Source organism: Thermosulfurimonas sp. F29 (assembly GCF_019688735.1).
Taxonomy (GTDB): domain Bacteria; phylum Desulfobacterota; class Thermodesulfobacteria; order Thermodesulfobacteriales; family Thermodesulfobacteriaceae; genus Thermosulfurimonas_A.
The window spans coordinates 58,690-74,964 of record NZ_JAIFYA010000002.1; the positions used below are offsets into that span (position 1 = coordinate 58,690).

Sequence of the window (16,275 nt, forward strand, 5' to 3'; positions counted from 1 at the left end):
TTTTTTATGAGGAATTGCAGAGGTATTTAAGCGAATTTCTCGAATCCGGCCGGGGGATAAGGATGGTGGCCCTGGCCGGACTGCGAGGAACCGGGAAGACCACCCTCCTCTGGCAACTGGCGGACTATCTCCTTCGAAACTTCAAGGAAAGAGCCGAAGCCTTCTTTATAAGCCTTGATGTGGCCTACAGTTATGGTTTTTCGGAAAAAGATCTTATCGAAGGATTGCAAAAAATATACGAAGATTTGAAGTCTCAAAGGAAAACACCGGTGCTCTTTCTCGACGAGGTGCAGTATCTCCCCAACTGGCCTCTGATGCTAAAAGTGCTCTATGACAGGTTCAAAGACTGTTTTATTTTCGTAAGCGGAAGCTCAGCCCTTTATCTTCACTCCACGGTGGATCTGGCCACCCGGTGGATCCTGAGATCCCTTCTCCCTTTGAGTTTTCGCGAGTTTCTAATGATAAAGGCCTTCCTGGAATCTGGCTTTGAAGTTCCTTCCTTTTCCCGGGCGGAGGAGCTCAGGAAGACACTTTTCTTCTCCGAATCGCTTGAGGAGTTAAAGAAAGGCCTGAAACTCGTAGAAAAAGAGGTGCAGGAGTTTTATAAAGAAAAGCTTCCCTGGCAGGAGCTCATTCGGGAATACATTTTATTTCATAATCTCCCCCGTTTTATCCCGGTGGAGGAGGAGAAGGTTCTGGCTGATCAGACCTTCGACATGCTTCAAAGAGTAGTCTATCAGGATCTCCGGAATCTCTACCCGGAAAACGAGGTGGTGAGTGTCTTCAAGCTGCTTTCTCAGCTTGCGGCCAGCGACGAAATAAACCCGGAGAGGCTTTCGCAGGATCTGGGGGTTTCAAGAAAGCGGATAGAACGAATAATAAAAAGCTTGATAGAAGCGGAAGTCTTATTGGCCTTTCCTCCCTATGGAGGAACCAAAACCAGAGTTGCCCGGCACAGAAAGGTCTTTTTCCTTTCTCCGACCCTTAGATACGGAATCCTCAGACAGCTTTTTGCGGACCTTCGGTCTTTCTTTTCCAGGTTTCTGGAGGATACCGTGGCCCTCTCTCTGAGGCGACTCCTTCCCAACAGAGTGTTCTATCTACCTACCGGAACCCAGAAGACCCCGGATTTTGTGGTGGAAACCGCTCTTGCACCCGTGGTTTTGGAAGTGAGAACCGCTAAAAGGGATGTTTCCCAGCTCAAGCTTAAAAATATGCGTTACGGTATTCTCCTGAATTTTGATCTGGAGGTGCCGGAATTCAGGGATAAAGTAGTTATCTTTCCTTTCAAGTGGTTTTTGCTTATGTAGATTTTTACCTTAACATAGGGGGGTCTGAGGATGGAGGCGGCTATCATTTTGACCTATCGCTGTATCTGCAAATGCTACATGTGTAACATCTGGAAGTATCCCACAAAACCTTCGGAGGAAATAAAGCCTGAGGTGCTGGAGAAGCTTCCGGACAATCTGGCCTTCGTGAACCTCACCGGGGGCGAGCCCTTTTTGCGGGAAGACATAGAAGACATTGTGGACATTGTGATGCGCAAGTCTAAAAGAGTGGTCATAAGCACCAACGGGTGGTTTACGGAAAAGATCGTAAATATTGCCAGGAAGTATCCCAAAATAGGTATAAGGGTAAGCCTTGAGGGGCTTCCGGCGGCCAACGATGAGCTACGGGGTATAAAGGACGGCTTTGACCACGGCCTGCGGACGCTCCTTGAGCTTCAGCGCATGGGCCTGAAGGACATAGGCTTCGGCATCACGGTCTCCGACCGGAACGCCAAAGACATGATAGAACTTTACCAGCTTGCCAAAAGTCTGGGGTTCGAATTCGCCACTGCGGTTACTCACAATTCCTATTATTTTCACAAACACGACAATGTTTTCAAGGATCAAAGAATGATCGAAGATTGCTTTCGGGAATTGATAAAGGAACTGCTCTGTACAAAGAGGGTAAAGAACTGGTTTAGAGCCTACTTCAATTACGGGCTTATCCGAAGGGTGAGGAGGCAACCGCGACTTCTTCCTTGTGAGGCCGGGACGGAGAATTTCTTCGTAACCCCTTTCGGGGAAGTGGTTCCCTGCAATGGTTCTCCGGAACCGTGGGTCATGGGTAATCTGAATGAGCAGGACTGGGATGAGATCTGGAACGGTGAGCAGGCCCGGAAGGTTAGAGAAAAGGTCAAAAACTGTGATAGGCAGTGCTGGATGATAGGGACCGCCGCCCCGGTGATGAAGAAATATATATGGAAGCCTCTAAAATGGGTGGTGAGGAACAAGCTGCGGGTGATGATGGGAAAGGAGCCCTGTCTGGACTGATTCCATGAGAATCGTCGTATGCGGAACGAGGGGATTCCCCGGTGTTCAGGGAGGGGTGGAGAAACATTGTCAGGAACTTTACCCCAGGCTGGTAAAGCTCGGGTGCGAGGTTCTGGTCTTCACTCGCACGCCGTATATCCCCAGGGACAACCGTCTTTTCGAATGGCGCGGAGTAAAGTTTTACCATTTGTGGTGTCCGCGGAGAAAATCCCTTGAGGCCATAACGCATACTCTGTTTGCCGTCTCTTTGGCGCGGAGATTTAAGCCGGATATCCTGCATATTCACGCCATCGGTCCGTGTCTGGTCGTACCTTTGGCGCGGGCTCTTGGGTTCAAGGTGGTGATGACCCACCACGGGCCGGACTATGAACGGGCCAAGTGGGGACGACTGGCCAGAAGGGCACTCAAGCAGGGCGAAAGCTGGGGCGTGAGGTACAGCCACCGGGTGATCGCCATCTCCCGGGGCATTCAGGAACATCTGAGAAGGCTTTACGGGCTGGAGGCCGTGTTCATCCCCAATGGGGTGCACATTCCGGAGGCCGTTCCTCCCGGAGAAGGGCTTTCGCGATGGGGACTTGAGCCCGGAAGCTATGTCTTTACCGCCTGCCGCTTCGTGCCGGAAAAGGGTCTTCATGACCTGGTTGAGGCCTATCGGCGGCTTGAAAATCCGCCCTTCAAACTCGTGATAGCCGGAGACGCCGATCACGAAACACCTTACAGCCGGAGGCTCAAAGAACTGGCCGTCCGGACGCCGGGCGTGGTGCTCACGGGTTTTGTTTCCGGAAGGCCTCTTGCCGAACTTTTTTCAAACGCCGGGCTCTTTGTGCTTCCCTCTTATTACGAAGGCCTTCCCATCGCCCTTCTTGAGGCCCTGAGCTACGGGCTCCCGGTTCTCGTAAGTGACATTCCGCAGCATCGAGAGCTTCCTCTTCCTGATTTTCGCTATTTTCGGAAGGGAGACGTGGCTCACCTGGCACAAGCTATGGAAAGTCTTTTCCGCCGTGGGGTATCGTCTGAGGAGCGCAGGGAATATTTGGACCTCCTCCGCCGCGACTACGACTGGGACCGCATAGCCGAGCGGACGCTCGGGGTGTATCGGGAGGCCCAAGACTTTCGCACTTCGTAGGTGCAACAAGGGATCGGGGGATCTTTCCGGGGGTAAGCGGTGCGGCCTCGCGGAGCATGGGAAAAAGGATGGAGTGGATCCATGTATTGATAGGTATGAATTCATGCTTAATAATTCATGTAAGTAGAAAGTAATTAGTGAAATGAGGAAAAGTTGATGCGTGCGAAGGTTGCTGAACGGGGACAGGTGACGATACCGAAACCTTTGAGGGATCGGTTGGGAATTCGGCCCGGGACTATTTTGGAATTTAAGGAAGAAGCAGGGCGTTTGGTAGCCGTGAAAGTAGAGACTTTGGATCCTATAGATCAAATTTATGGTCAACTTGGTCGGGGAAGGCATACGGACGAGATCCTCCGTCAGTTAAGAGAAAATAAGTGATTACAGCCGTTGATACCAATATTCTGATAGATATTTTGGAACCTGATCCCCTTTATGGGCCCGCCTCAAAAGAAGCTCTAAAAAAGTGCCTAAGAGAAGGAAAGATTGTAGCTTGTGAAGTTGTATGGGCCGAGGTGGCTGTGGTTTATGTCGAGGCGCAGGAAGCCCTTATAAATTAGAGAAGATAGGGCTTGAATTTTCACCTATTGCTCGGGAAGCCGCCTTAGTGGCGGCTAAATGCTGGGCTGAATATTTAAAAAGGGGGCCCAAGAAGAGAAGGATTGCGGCTGATTTTCTCATAGGAGCTCATGCCTTGGTTCAGTGTGATCGTTTGTTAACCAGAGATAAGGGATTTTATCGAGAGTATTTCAAAGGGCTTAAGGTTGTATATCCTGTTGATTGAAAGATGCCGTTGAGTTTTCGCGAGTTTCTAATGATAAAGGCCTTCCCGGAATCTGGCTCCGCCGCGACTACGACCGGGACCGCATAGCCGAGCGGACGCTCGGGGTGTACGGGGATGTCATCCCAGAAAACGGCGCAGATAAGCGGCCTCGAGGATTATGTCGGTAAGTCGGCCCGGATCGTTTCGTTTGAGACGCCTTATGATCCGGGAGGTGGCCTCCTGATGAGCCGTATCGGGTGTGCAGTCCAGGCTGAGAGTGTTCAGGAGATCCAGGGCCCTCAGTAAGGCCTTTCTGACCTCCTCGGGCAGAAGATCGAGGACCCGGGGGTTAAAGTATTGCATGGCCAGGGAAAAGTCCCTCTCCAGGTTGCGATAGAATCCCTTGAGCTCCTGAAGCTCCTCCCGGGATAACACATTGAGTCCAAGGAGTTCCGGGGGAAGCCCCATGGAATAACATGCCCCGCAGAAACCTATAGCCCGCGGAAGGGTCACCCGTCCCAGACTCCGGGAGTATCCGAAAAGACCCACATGGAGTTTTCGCATGCGACGGCGGGGTATATCCCGGGCCACCCGGTTGACCAGCGGAGCCAGGGGCTCAATCAGTCGCTGGTACTCCCGGGAGGTCTTCTCCACCAACTCCAGGGCCTTCGCCTCATCAAAATCTTCCAGAGGGTAGCGAATAAAGTTTTTTATCTTTTTGATGGCCTCTATAACATCCTCGATGGGATTATCGTATTTAAAGGCCGACTGAACCGTGAAGGTCTCCACGCAGGGATACTCCTGAAGGACCAGCTCCACTGTGTAGGGGGTAAGATTTCCCCGAAAGGGAGGGGACCCCACACCCAGGATGGGATGGATCTCGATTTCCAGTCTGGACGCGAGTCTTTCCAGCCGCTTCAGGGCGATCTTGTTCGCCAGCACCGCACTCACACTCCCGTAATTGAGGGCCGGATCGGAACGGGCCAGGAAGACCCTCTGGTGCACGATCTCCTTATCGGCAAGGTACTTTTCCAGGATCTCATCCGCCCGAACCATGGAGGGAATGTCCTCAAAAAGGGGGATTACCTGGATCCTTTCCGGCAAAAATTCTCCCACCCATTCGGCGAGCGTTATGTCTCCCTCGTAGATGGGCTGGTATTGTTTGCCGGAAATAAAGTTCCGGTAAAAGTAGTAGACCCGGTTGAGCTCCCGCGCGGAGGTGGTCATGGGAAGAATAACCTCAAAAATGGGAGGCGAGGGGTCTCCGTAAAAAAGGCGAGCAGCGTCCATGGAACGGGGAATGCTCTCCAGGGCCTCCACCAGGATCTTGGCCTCCTCCCGTTCCACCGAGGGATTGGGCACCCGCAGAGTGAGGAAACAGTCCCGCCCGAGCCTGCGATTACGGAAAAAATGGGCATACCGGGTAAGTAACTTCTTGACCACGAAGTCGTCCACCTCTTTGCCCTCGCTATCCCACATCTGTTCATCACATCCGAGATGGGAGAAGGCGTAATAGGCCTCCTGAATCTCGTCCTCCCCGGACATGTCCGAGGTCTCGGCAAAGAAGGGAAGAGAGACATTGTCGGGATGCTGGGTGGACATAACCCTGGGGATGCGCATGGCCGTTACCTCTTTCTGCACCGCAGATTTTCCAGGTATTTCTGAAACATGTCCTGAGTGGCCTTTATAACCCCTTTAAGCTCCTCGGTCGACAGCCCCAGATAGGCCGCTCCACGGGAAAGATTTTCTTCGGAAATTTCTCTCTGGTTTACGATCTCGTTGGCAAAGTACAGAATGGAGACCAGGGCCACCTCCGTGCGGGCCTCCCACGGACGGTGGTGATAGGCTATGGCTGTGGAAAGTTCCTCCGGAAAGTCAAAACAATGGGCGATCAGGAACCCCACCTCTCCGTGATCCTCGGGAAGTTCGGTTTCCGGGCAGAGAAAACGGGGGATCTTACCCACATCGTGAAGAATGCCCGCAGTGGCTAGCGTGGTGGGATCAATGGCCAGGAGGAGAGGACTCTGACGCATACTGGTCTTTAGTAGCCTTTTGAGCAATTCCTTGGCCAGATAGGAAACCCACTGGGAATGAGCCCAGAGGGGAGTTAGCCGGGGATGGCTTTTAAAAAAGGAGACCGTAAGCACGATGATGCGTATGTTTACCATTCCCAGGAGCACCACCCCATGGGCCACCGAGGAGATCTTGCGGGGAAATCCGTAATACGGGGAATTGACCACCTTAAGGATTTCGGCGGTAAGGGCCGGATCCTTCTCTATAACGCGGGCCAGTTCGTCGAAGTTGGTGTGCTCCGAACGGAAGGCCCTTTCCAGCTCGGCCACCACCTCGTAGCTGGCACTGAGCCGCCGAAAGCATTCCTCATAGCGGGAACAATCCAGCCGCCCCATATTTTCATCATACCAGACCGGGACCTTAAAGCGATAGCCTTTTCAGACGCAGGGCATTGGTCACCACGGAAACGGACGAGAGGGCCATGGCCGCCGCAGCGATAGCAGGACTGAGGCGCAGACCCCATAGAGGATAAAGGGCCCCGGCGGCTATCGGAATGGCCAGCACATTGTATCCAAAGGCCCAGAAGAGATTCTCCTTTATGATCCGCAGCGTGGCCCGCGCGAGTCTGATGGCCAGCGGCACGAGCCTCAGATCGGGGCGCATGAGGGCGGCATCGGCAGACTCAAGGGCAATGTCTGTCCCGGAGGAAAGCGCGATTCCTAGGTCCGCCTCGGCCAGAGCCGGGGCATCGTTAACTCCATCTCCCACCATGGCCACCCGGAAACCCCGTTCGCGCAGCTCCCGGACGATGCAGGCCTTGTCTCCGGGAAGAACCTCGGCCCGGTAACCGTCCAGGGAAAGCTCCCGGGCCAGAGCCTCCGCGGTAGCACGGTTGTCACCGGTGAGCATGAACACGGAAATCCCCATGGCCTTAAGAGTGTTGATCACCTCCCGGGCTTCGGGACGCAAGACATCGGCTATGGCCAGTCCTCCCACCACCTCTTTATCCCGGGCTACAAGAATGATCGTCTTTCCCGAGGAGCCCCTTTCCATCCGCTCCCGGAATTCGGAGGAGATGGATGTTTCACCGGCCACCCAGGCCGGGTTACCCACCCACACTTCTTTCCCGTCCACCAATCCCCGTAGGCCTTTCCCGGGAACGGCCTGGATCTCCCGGGCCTCGGGGACGGAAAGATTCGCGGCGGCCCGCACCACCGCAAGAGATAAAGGGTGTTCCGAATGCTTCTCAATCGCCGCCGCCAGTCGTAATACCTCCTCTTCGGTATAGCCCGGAGCCGGGATGATCTCCTGCACCCGGGGTTTTCCCAGAGTGAGGGTGCCGGTTTTGTCGAAGACACACGCCGTAATCCGGGCCCCCTCCTCCAGTGCGGAGGCGTTTTTTATCAGAATGCCCAGCTCGGCAGCCCGTCCCGTTCCCACCATGACCGCCGCCGGAGTAGCAAGTCCCATAGCACACGGACAGGCAATTACCAGAACCGAAACGAAGGAAAGGAGAGCATTGGGGAGCCTCGGCTCGGGCCCCATGAAATACCAGACTATGAAGGTCAGGCCGGCTACAGTAAGCACCACCGGCACAAACACCCCGGCCACCCGATCGGCCAGACGCTGAACGCGAGCCTTGGAGCCCTGGGCCTCCTCCACCAACCGGGCCACCGTGGCCAGTACCGTTTCCCGTCCGACCTTTTCCACGCGAAACCTGAAGACACCGTAAAGGTTCAGGGTACCCCCTATCACCCGGGACCCGGGTTCCTTCTCCACCGGAAGGCTTTCCCCGGTAAGCATGGATTCGTCAAGGGCCGTCCGTCCCTCAACGATGATTCCGTCCGCGGGGACCCGCTCTCCGGGACGGACCACCACCAGGTCCCCCGGGAGCAGGGCTTCGGCTGGTATCTCCCTTTCCTCTCCTTCCCGGATGACCCGGGCCACGGGCGGGGAAAGGGAAAGGAGTTTTCTTACCGCCTCGCCGGCCCGTCCGCGGGCCTTAACCTCGAGATACCGACCCAGCAGAACAAAGGCAATGATCATGGTCGCGGAATCGTAGTAAACATGAAGGGGAAGCCCGGCCCGGACAAAGACCTCCGGGAAAAGGGTTATTACCACCGAATAGGAATAGGCCGAAAGTGTGCCCAGGGACACCAGCGTATTCATATCCATGGTGTTATGCCTGAGTCCCTTCAGGGCGCCGCGCAAAAATTCCCAGCCGGCGTAAAACTCCACCGGCGTGGCCAGGAGAAATAAGAGGAAGTGCCGGGTCTCCCGCGGAATCCGGGAAACGAAGGGGAAGAGGTCGGCCATGGAGAGCAGAAAAATAGGGGGCACGAGAGCCCAGGCCGCAAGAAGCCTCCTTTTGAGTTCGTAAAGCCTGGCCTCCTCCGGACCTCCGGCATAGGATGTTGTTTCCCGGGAAAGGCCCAGGAATTGATAACCCTCGTTCTCGATCACCCGCCGGAAATCGGAAATCCCCGTAAGTTCCGGATCATAGGTAAGACGGGCCTTACCGGAGGCCAGATTGATCGAAACCTCAAAGACGCCGGGAAGTTTTCCCAGAACTTTTTCCAGACGGGCCACACATGCGGCACAGCTCATTCCCCCGATGGCCACCACCGTCGTCTCTTGCCTCGCGAGCTCGGGTACGAGCTCGTAGCCCTCCTTCCCGATGGCCTCCACCATTTTTTGAGGGGAAATCCTTTCGGGATCATAAACCACGCGCGCCCTGGCTGCGGCGAAATTTACGGAAGCCTCAAAAACCCCGGGAAGACGCGAGAGAATCTTTTCAATGCGGGCCGCACAGGCGGCACAACTCATCCCGGAAATACGAAACCGCATCACCCGTCCCCCTTCGGGTAGGGACCCTCCGGAAACCCCCCTTCCGAGAGACTCACCCCGGGGAAGGGGACAGGTGTTTTTGGGGATCTTTTCCCGCATGGGAGGGTTATTCCAGCCGGTAGCCGGCCTCCTCTATCGCCCGGGCAATATCCTCCCGGGTCACACCTTCGGGTTTCTCAAAAGTAGCGATCCCGCTCTTTAGATCCACCCGCACCTCTCTTACTCCCGGAATACTCTCAAGCGCTCTGGTTACCCGTTTGACGCAATGCTCGCAGCTCATACCGGAAATTCTAACCCTTATGCGTTCCATGGATTCCTCCTGAAATTAATTGAAGGACAGGAAGCCCAACCTTTACAAAAAGGAATTTCAGACTCCGGAAGGGAATTTTCACCGGCACCGGGACAGAGACCTGGTGGAGCCGGTGGGACTTGAACCCACGACCTCGTGAATGCCATTCACGCGCTCTCCCATCTGAGCTACGGCCCCACCCGTAGCGATTCTACCTTAACCGTCTCCGGGAGGAATGTCAAGGTCCCGCGGTTTACCAGTTTTCGCACAGGGGTTCGAAATAACCCCTGGGATGGGCACAGGAGGGGCACTCTTCCGGGGCCTCGGGACCCACATGAATGTACCCACAGTTCCGGCAGCGCCAGGCTATTTCTCCCTCACGCTTAAACAGGGTCCCATCTTTTACCTTTTCAGCCAGGGCACGATAACGCTTCTCGTGAAACTTCTCCGCCTCCGCGATGGCCTCAAATACGGCGGCAATCTCCGGAAATCCCTCCTCCCGAGCCACCCGGGCGAACTCGGGATACATCCGGGAATGCTCGTAATTCTCTCCTTCGGCGGCAGCGAGCAGGTTTTCCAGAGTGTTCCCGATTCGGCCCGCCGGGAAAGAGGCCTGAATCTCCACCTCTCCTCCCTCAAGAAACTTGAATAACCTCTTGGCGTGTTCCTTTTCCTGCTCCGCCGTTTCCAGAAAAATGTCCGCAATCCGCTGATAACCTTCCTTCCTGGCCCTGGAAGCAAAAAAAGTATAACGATTGCGGGCCTGAGACTCCCCGGCAAAAGCCGTGAGTAAATTCCTCTCCGTCCGTGTTCCCCTGATGCTTTTCATTGATTACCTCCCTGAACTTAAATTTTTTACTACCTTAAAGTCAATATAAAGAAAAGTCAAGTCTCCTATCACTGCATCCGGGGCCGAATTCCTGACGAAACTCCATGCAGATCCGGGAGGTTTGCCTTTCGACTCGAAAGTTTTCGCATTTTCAGGGTAAAGAAAACCCTCGCTGAACGCAGGAAAGATGGTATACTTAACCTCAAACCGAGGAGGGAGAAAGAGAATGGCCCGTTTTCCTCTCATCGCCGGAAACTGGAAGATGCACAAGACCGTGACCGAGACCCTGAACTATATTCACCGGTTTCGGGAGCTGGTTGCGGGAATTGAAGACCGGGAGATCATGATCGCCCCGCCCTTTACGGCCCTGTACCTCGCGGGGAGGGAGCTCGCCGGCACCGGCATCCGCCTGGGGGCCCAGAACGCCCACTGGGCCGAACAGGGCGCCTTCACCGGGGAGATATCCCCAGTAATGCTTAAAGAGTGCGGGGTAACTTATGTAATTATCGGTCATTCCGAGAGAAGAAATGTCTTCGGTGAGAACGACGAGATGATAAGAAAACGGCTGGAAGGGGTTCTTAAGGCCGGGCTGCGTCCCATCCTTTGCGTCGGAGAGCGGCTCGAGGAAAGGGAAGCGGGGAGGACCTTCGAGGTCCTGGAGAGACAAATCCGGGAGGCCCTTTCCGGTTTTGCCCCGGGGGATCTCGGGGAACTGGTGATCGCCTACGAGCCGGTGTGGGCCATCGGCACCGGGAGGACGGCCACCCCGGAGCAGGCCGAGGAGGCCCACCGGTATGTCCGGGGTCTGCTGGGGGAACTTTTCGGGGATGATTTTGCCGAAAAGATACGCATCCTTTACGGAGGGAGCGTTAAGCCGGAAAACATCGCTCAATTAATGGCCCGGCCGGATGTGGACGGAGCCCTGGTGGGCGGGGCCTCCCTTGACCCCGAAACCTTCTCCAGGATCGTGAAATATGAGACTCTTTAGGAGGGCTTGTGCTCCGGCTTTTTCGGTCTAAGCCAAATAAGGGCTATAATAGAGGCTATTACGGCCGTCCCAATTCCTATCCAGAAACCCTCAAGTCCGTGCATGTTCCTCTCCTTTTTTTAGACAATAAATACCTACCACGAAAAAGTAAAGAGCAGCCATGGCACCGCTTCCCAATATACTCCAGTCGGTCCGGTAATGAGCAATCGGTTGCACCACTAATGTCCCAATCAAAAGAAGGGCCAGATTTAAGAAAAACTTTCCTACTTCGCGCCAGACCACGATGTTGAAATATTATTACACGAGGCAAAAATCATGAAAAGTTCAAGTTCCGTGGAAAGTTGCCGCCTTCCGGATTACACCCGGATTGAGCCCGAGGCCCTGGAGGTGGTGAGAAAGTTCCGGCGGGTGGCCGTGGTGGGGGCCAGCCCCAAACCGGAGCGCCCCAGTCATCAGGTCATGAAGTACCTGCTGGAGAGGGGCTTTGAGGTGATCCCGGTGAACCCCGGTCAGAGGGAGATTCTCGGGGAGCCCTGTTATCCCGCCCTTTCGGCGATACCCGAAAACCGCCGTCCGGAGGTGGTCATCGTATTTCGCCGGGCGGATCAGGTTCCCCCCGTAGCCGAAGAGGCCATAAAGATCGGGGCCCGGGTGCTCTGGCTCCAGGAGGGAATAGTTAACGAGGAGGCCGCCAGAAAGGCCGGGGCCGCCGGGCTTACGGTAATCATGAATCGCTGCTTCAAGAAGGTGCATCAGATAGCCACGCGGGAGGCCTGAGGAGGGAAACGATGCCCGCCTCTCCGGGACGCAAGGGGTTGCTCGCCGAGATCAATGTTACCCCCCTGGTGGATGTGATGCTGGTGCTTCTCATAATCTTTATGATCACGGCCCCGCTTTTCACCACCGGCCTCCGGGTGGATCTGCCCAGAACCCGGGCGGGCAAACTCAAAACCCCGGAAAGGCCCCTGGTGATCACGATAACCCGGGAGGGCAGGATTCTGGTGGGAAAGGAGGCCGTCTCCCTTTCGCGGCTTTCCCGCTGGCTGGCCGAGGCCAGGGCCGCCGGACTGGTCAGGGAGGTGCAGCTCAGGGCCGACCGTGCGGTGCCCTATGGGATCGTGGCCCGGGTCTTGGGAGAGCTCTCCGGAGCTGGGCTCACCGACATCGCCCTGGTTACCCAGCCCCTGGAACATGCGCGGCCTTAAAAAGTTTTTTCTGTTGAGCCTGATCTTTCACCTGGGGCTTCTCGGGGTCTTCTCCCGGGAGTTTCCGGCGCAAAAGGCCTACCCCACGGTGAAGGTCCGGCTCACCAGCCTCGCCATCAATCCCTCTTCCCCCGGCCCCCTGCGGAAGAATCGTTCCTCACCGGTCAAGAAGGCCGTTTCCTCTTCCCCGAAAAGGAAACCCCGCAAAAGAAACCCCAAGAGACCCCTTCGGAGGAAAAAAGTCCCTTCCCGCAAGCGATTCGCGGGAAAAAGGAAGCCCGCCCTCGAGCGGAGGAAAAAGACGGCCCCGGCCCGGGAAAACGGTGACGAAATCCTTGAGGAGCGACTGGCCGCCCTCAAAAGGGAGGAGGTTCTCCGTAAGAAACTCAGGGAGCTGGAAAGGAAGTTAAAGGAGGAACGCGGCTCCGCGGGCTCCGGGGGGACGGCCGGGGGCAACCCTTCCCCGGGATATACCGGAATCTTCAAGACCCACATCGAGAGCTTCTGGGAGGTGCCCCTGGCCCTGGAAAAGAAGAAAAATCTTTCGGCCACGGTTCGCCTCCGGATTTCGGCCCGGGGAGAACTTCTCTCCTATGAGTTGCTCAGGTCCTCCGGCAACGAGCTCTTTGACCGGGCGGTGCTTGCCGCGGTAAAGGCCGCGGCTCCCTATCCCGCCCCGGGGACCCCGGTTACCATTAAAGCCATTTTTACCCCCGGGGGACTCCGGCTCTAATCGGAAACCCTTTCCACCCGTTTGGCCTTGCCCTCCCGACGGGGTAGCTCCCCCTCGGCAAGAAGGACCACCCGGGCGTGAAAGCCGAGGAAGTTGTAAATTTCTTCCTCCAGTCTTTCCCGCAGGGTTTCGTCCCGCCGGCGGCATTCCACCAGGATCTCGATGAAGTCCTTTCCGGCCTTTTTCCCTATACGGATGAGGTACTCCGGGGTGGTTTCCGGGTGGCGCATGAGGATTTCCTCGACCTGACGGGGGTAGAAGTTCACCCCCTTCACCTTCAACATGTCGTCGGTGCGTCCCTTGATCCGGGCCAGCCGCAGCATGGTGCGCCCGCAGGCGCAGCGCTCCCGGGAAAGGATGCGGGTAATGTCCCGGGTCCGGTAGCGAATCAGGGGAAGCCCCTCCCGGGTGAGGGTGGTTACGACGAGCTCTCCCTCCTCGCCGTCCGGAAGCACCTCCCCGGTTTCGGGATGAACGATCTCCACCAGGTAGTGATCCTCCCACACATGGATGCCCTCGTGGGCCTGACAGTCTATCCCCAGCCCCACGCCTCCGGTCTCGGTCATGCCTATGATGTCGAAGGTCTCAATCCCCATGGCCTCCTCGATGTAACGGCGGGTCTCGTCGCTCCAGACCTCGGCCCCGAAGATCCCCACCCGCAGACGGGTCTCCCGGAAATCGAACCCCTCCTCCCGGGCCACCTCAATGAGTCGCAGGGGGTATGAGGATATGGCCGCAAGCGCCGTGGTTCCGAAATCGCGGATGAACTTGAGCTGCATCAGGGTGCGTCCCGGACCGATGGGCACCACGAAACAGCCGATCCTTTCGGCTCCGTAGTGGAAGCCGAAGCCCCCGTTGAAGAGCCCGAAACCGGGGGTGATCTGAAGCACATCGGCGTGGGTGAGCCCGGCGGCGGCAAGACAACGGGCCATAATCTCGGCCCACTGTTCCACATCCGCCCGGGTATAGGGATTGATGACCGGGGTGCCGGTGGTGCCGGAGGACATGTGGAACCGCACGAAGGCCTCCCTGGGAGCGCAGGCCAGCCCGAAGGGATAGGCCTCGCGCAGTTCCTCCTTGGTTATAAAGGGAAGTTTTCGGAGATCGGAGAGGTCGGTAAGGTCCTCGGGAGCGAGGCCCCCGAATCGAGCCGCGTATTCGGGATTGCGGGACCGGATGCGTCTCAGGGTGTTCCGGAGCCGCTCGAGCTGTAACCTCTCGATTTCTTCCCGGGGCATGGTTTCAAGCCGAGGTTGATACATCTGACGGACCTCCCTTACGGGCTTTCTCCACGGCCCGCTTGAAACCCTCGCGGGACCGTTCGATGATCTTTTCGTCAACGCAGAAGGCCAGTCGAATGTGTCCCGGGGCTCCGAAGCCCCTTCCCGGAACCGCCAGAATAAGCTCCTCCTGGAGGAGCCGGCAAAACTCCACATCATCCACCGGGGTCCGCGGAAACACATAAAAGGCCCCTTCCGGACGCACATATTCCAGCCCGGCCTCGGAAAGGATCTCGCAGAGGAGATCCCGGCGCCTCTCGTATACCGAGACATCCACCAGGCTTTCGGCGCACCGGGCCGCGATCCGCTGGGCCAGGGCCGGGGCGTTCACGAAACCCAGGATCCGGTTGGCCAGGATCAGGGCGGAAAGGACCTCCTCCTTCCCCGGCATTTCCGGATGGACCGCCACGAATCCGATGCGCTCTCCGGGAAGGCTGAGTTCCTTGGAAAAGCTGGAAACCACGAAACTGGCCTCGTAATGGAGGAACACCGAGGGGGTTCTGCGCCCGTCGAAGACGAGATTGCGATAGGGTTCGTCGGAGATCAGATATACCGGGCGTCCCAGGGTCCGGCTCTTCTCGCGAAGGAGTTCCCCCAGGCGGGCGATATCCTCCTCCGGATAGAGACGTCCGGTGGGATTGTGCGGGGAGTTTATGAGTACGGCCCTGGTGCGGGGCCCTATGGCCGCGGAAAGGGCCTCCAGATCCAGGGAAAAATCCTCTCGCGTGGGAACCGGCCGGGGCACTCCGTGATGGTTTTCCACATAAAATCCGTATTCCACGAAGAAGGGGGAGGGGAAGACCACCTCCTCTCCGGGATTGAGCAGGGCCTTGAAGATGATGTTGAGGCCCCCCGCCGCTCCGCAGGTGAGGATCACCTCCTCCGCGGAGACCTCAAGACCCTGCTCCCGGCTGACCTTTCGGGCCATGGCCTCCCGGGCAAAGGGGAAGCCGGCGTTGGGCATGTAGGCGTGAAGTTCCGGCCGATCCTCGGAGACGATCTCCCGCAGGGCCTCGCTCACCTCCGGTGGAGGAGGCACATCCGGGTTGCCCAGACTGAAGTCACAGACCCGATCCGCTCCGTACCGGGCCTTTAGCCGGGCTCCTTCCTCAAACATTTTCCGGATCCAGGAGGCCCTTTCGAGGTATTCCTTAATCCGCGCGGCGATCATCTCTCTCCTCCTTTCGGGACTCACCTTTTACTACAAAAAAGAGAAAAAATAAAGCGGAGAGGCCGGCGGAGGAGAAGATCATGAGCATGATGAGAATCTGGTACTTTACGGCCACCAGAGGGGAGACCCCCGCCAGGATCTGTCCGGTCATCATACCGGGGATGGAGACCAGCCCGGCGGAAAACAGGCTGTTGAGATAAGGAATCAGAGCGGCCCTGTAGGCCTGATTGCGGGCCTCCTCCGGGGAAGCTCCCATACTCCGGGCGGAAAAGAACCTCTCCGCCGCAAGACTCAGCCCGTTGAGCGCCCCGTAAAAGGTCATCCCCGCAAGGGGTAGGAGGTAACGGGGGTTCCACCAGGGAGACAGGGACAACACCCCGAAGAGGGCCAGGGCCAGGGTCCCTCCGGCCCCCAGGAAGATGGCGGCCAGGGCCCGGGCGAAAAGATGAAGCCCTTTCTTTTGGAGGGGATGGAGGGCGATCCAGGCCGAGGCGGAAAGCATTACCCCGAGCGCCGCAAGCACCGGATAGGGATGGCGGGCCGAGAAGAGGTAGACGAGCACATAACCCAGCAGGGTGAGCTGCAGGACCATGCGGGTGAATCCGTAAAGGACCTTCAGGCCTCCGGAAAACCACCTGGCCCGGAAAAGTACGATAACCCCTACGGGAAGGGCGAAAAGAAGCAGGGCCCCGGAGGGAAAGGCCTGAGGAGCCATT

General features: G+C 56.9%; 17 protein-coding genes and 1 tRNA gene. 9 read left to right on the forward strand and 9 right to left on the reverse strand.

Features of this window, described 5'->3' with window-relative positions:
• Nucleotides 1-14 precede the first annotated feature (14 nt).
• The 5 genes from K3767_RS04840 to K3767_RS04860 all read left to right on the forward strand — a co-directional run bounded on the left by K3767_RS04840 (nt 15) and on the right by K3767_RS04860 (nt 4,001).
• The gene (locus K3767_RS04840) at nt 15-1,310 is read left to right on the forward strand and encodes an ATP-binding protein (protein ID WP_221172443.1); all 1,296 of its coding nucleotides are present in this window, start codon (nt 15-17) and stop codon (nt 1,308-1,310) included.
• Between the two features lie 30 nt (nt 1,311-1,340).
• The gene (locus tag K3767_RS04845) at nt 1,341-2,318 is read left to right on the forward strand and encodes a radical SAM protein (protein ID WP_221172444.1); all 978 of its coding nucleotides are present in this window, start codon (nt 1,341-1,343) and stop codon (nt 2,316-2,318) included.
• A gap of 4 nt (nt 2,319-2,322) precedes the next feature.
• Nucleotides 2,323-3,444 carry a glycosyltransferase family 4 protein gene (locus tag K3767_RS04850; protein ID WP_221172445.1) on the forward strand — a complete coding sequence of 374 codons (1,122 nt, stop codon included), beginning with the start codon at nt 2,323-2,325 and terminating at the stop codon, nt 3,442-3,444.
• Between the two features lie 156 nt (nt 3,445-3,600).
• A complete protein-coding gene (locus tag K3767_RS12250) occupies nt 3,601-3,822 on the forward strand; it encodes an AbrB/MazE/SpoVT family DNA-binding domain-containing protein (RefSeq protein ID WP_221172446.1) in 222 nt (73 codons plus the stop codon).
• Nucleotides 3,819-4,001: a PIN domain-containing protein gene (locus tag K3767_RS04860; RefSeq protein ID WP_221172447.1), complete on the forward strand. Its 183-nt coding sequence runs from the start codon at nt 3,819-3,821 to the stop codon at nt 3,999-4,001. The genes K3767_RS12250 and K3767_RS04860 overlap by 4 nt, the downstream gene beginning before the upstream one ends.
• 341 nt (nt 4,002-4,342) lie before the next feature.
• On the opposite strand, the gene ppcA is transcribed toward K3767_RS04860, so the two are convergent.
• The 6 genes from ppcA to rbr form a co-directional block, all read right to left on the reverse strand.
• Nucleotides 4,343-5,845: a phosphoenolpyruvate carboxylase gene (ppcA, locus tag K3767_RS04865; protein WP_255592272.1), complete on the reverse strand. Its 1,503-nt coding sequence runs from the start codon at nt 5,843-5,845 to the stop codon at nt 4,343-4,345.
• The gene (locus tag K3767_RS04870; protein WP_221172448.1) at nt 5,830-6,612 is read right to left on the reverse strand and encodes an HDOD domain-containing protein; all 783 of its coding nucleotides are present in this window, start codon (nt 6,610-6,612) and stop codon (nt 5,830-5,832) included. Before K3767_RS04870 ends, ppcA begins: the two co-directional genes overlap by 16 nt.
• A gap of 25 nt (nt 6,613-6,637) precedes the next feature.
• Complete coding sequence (locus tag K3767_RS04875) at nt 6,638-9,163, reverse strand: heavy metal translocating P-type ATPase (RefSeq protein WP_221172449.1); 2,526 nt, start codon at nt 9,161-9,163, stop codon at nt 6,638-6,640.
• Nucleotides 9,164-9,170: 7 nt separating this feature from the next.
• A complete protein-coding gene (locus K3767_RS04880; RefSeq protein WP_221172450.1) occupies nt 9,171-9,374 on the reverse strand; it encodes a heavy-metal-associated domain-containing protein in 204 nt (67 codons plus the stop codon).
• Between the two features lie 101 nt (nt 9,375-9,475).
• A tRNA-Ala gene (locus K3767_RS04885) sits at nt 9,476-9,551 on the reverse strand.
• A 55-nt stretch (nt 9,552-9,606) separates the two neighbouring features.
• Complete coding sequence (gene rbr / locus K3767_RS04890) at nt 9,607-10,182, reverse strand: rubrerythrin (RefSeq protein WP_221172451.1); 576 nt, start codon at nt 10,180-10,182, stop codon at nt 9,607-9,609.
• 226 nt (nt 10,183-10,408) lie between these two features.
• On the opposite strand from rbr, the gene tpiA reads away from it, so the two are divergent.
• The 4 genes from tpiA (at nt 10,409) to K3767_RS04910 (ending at nt 13,108) form a co-directional block, all read left to right on the forward strand.
• Nucleotides 10,409-11,170 carry a triose-phosphate isomerase gene (gene tpiA / locus K3767_RS04895; RefSeq protein ID WP_221172452.1) on the forward strand — a complete coding sequence of 254 codons (762 nt, stop codon included), beginning with the start codon at nt 10,409-10,411 and terminating at the stop codon, nt 11,168-11,170.
• A gap of 315 nt (nt 11,171-11,485) precedes the next feature.
• Nucleotides 11,486-11,947: a CoA-binding protein gene (locus K3767_RS04900; protein WP_255592273.1), complete on the forward strand. Its 462-nt coding sequence runs from the start codon at nt 11,486-11,488 to the stop codon at nt 11,945-11,947.
• Between the two features lie 11 nt (nt 11,948-11,958).
• Nucleotides 11,959-12,375, forward strand: coding sequence for a biopolymer transporter ExbD (locus tag K3767_RS04905; protein ID WP_221172453.1), 417 nt, complete (start codon nt 11,959-11,961; stop codon nt 12,373-12,375).
• Nucleotides 12,376-12,388: 13 nt separating this feature from the next.
• Entirely contained in the window at nt 12,389-13,108 is a 720-nt protein-coding gene (locus K3767_RS04910; RefSeq protein ID WP_221172454.1) for a TonB family protein, read from the forward strand.
• On the opposite strand, the gene K3767_RS04915 is transcribed toward K3767_RS04910, so the two are convergent.
• From K3767_RS04915 to K3767_RS04925, 3 genes are read right to left on the reverse strand one after another with little or no spacing between them, the layout of a single operon-like run.
• Nucleotides 13,105-14,370: a phenylacetate--CoA ligase family protein gene (locus K3767_RS04915; RefSeq protein ID WP_221172455.1), complete on the reverse strand. Its 1,266-nt coding sequence runs from the start codon at nt 14,368-14,370 to the stop codon at nt 13,105-13,107. The two genes, K3767_RS04910 and K3767_RS04915, sit on opposite strands and share 4 nt — an antisense overlap.
• A complete protein-coding gene (locus tag K3767_RS04920; RefSeq protein ID WP_221172456.1) occupies nt 14,351-15,559 on the reverse strand; it encodes a pyridoxal phosphate-dependent aminotransferase in 1,209 nt (402 codons plus the stop codon). Before K3767_RS04920 ends, K3767_RS04915 begins: the two co-directional genes overlap by 20 nt.
• Entirely contained in the window at nt 15,540-16,274 is a 735-nt protein-coding gene (locus tag K3767_RS04925; protein ID WP_221172457.1) for an ABC transporter permease, read from the reverse strand. Before K3767_RS04925 ends, K3767_RS04920 begins: the two co-directional genes overlap by 20 nt.
• Nucleotide 16,275: the final 1 nt, after the last annotated feature.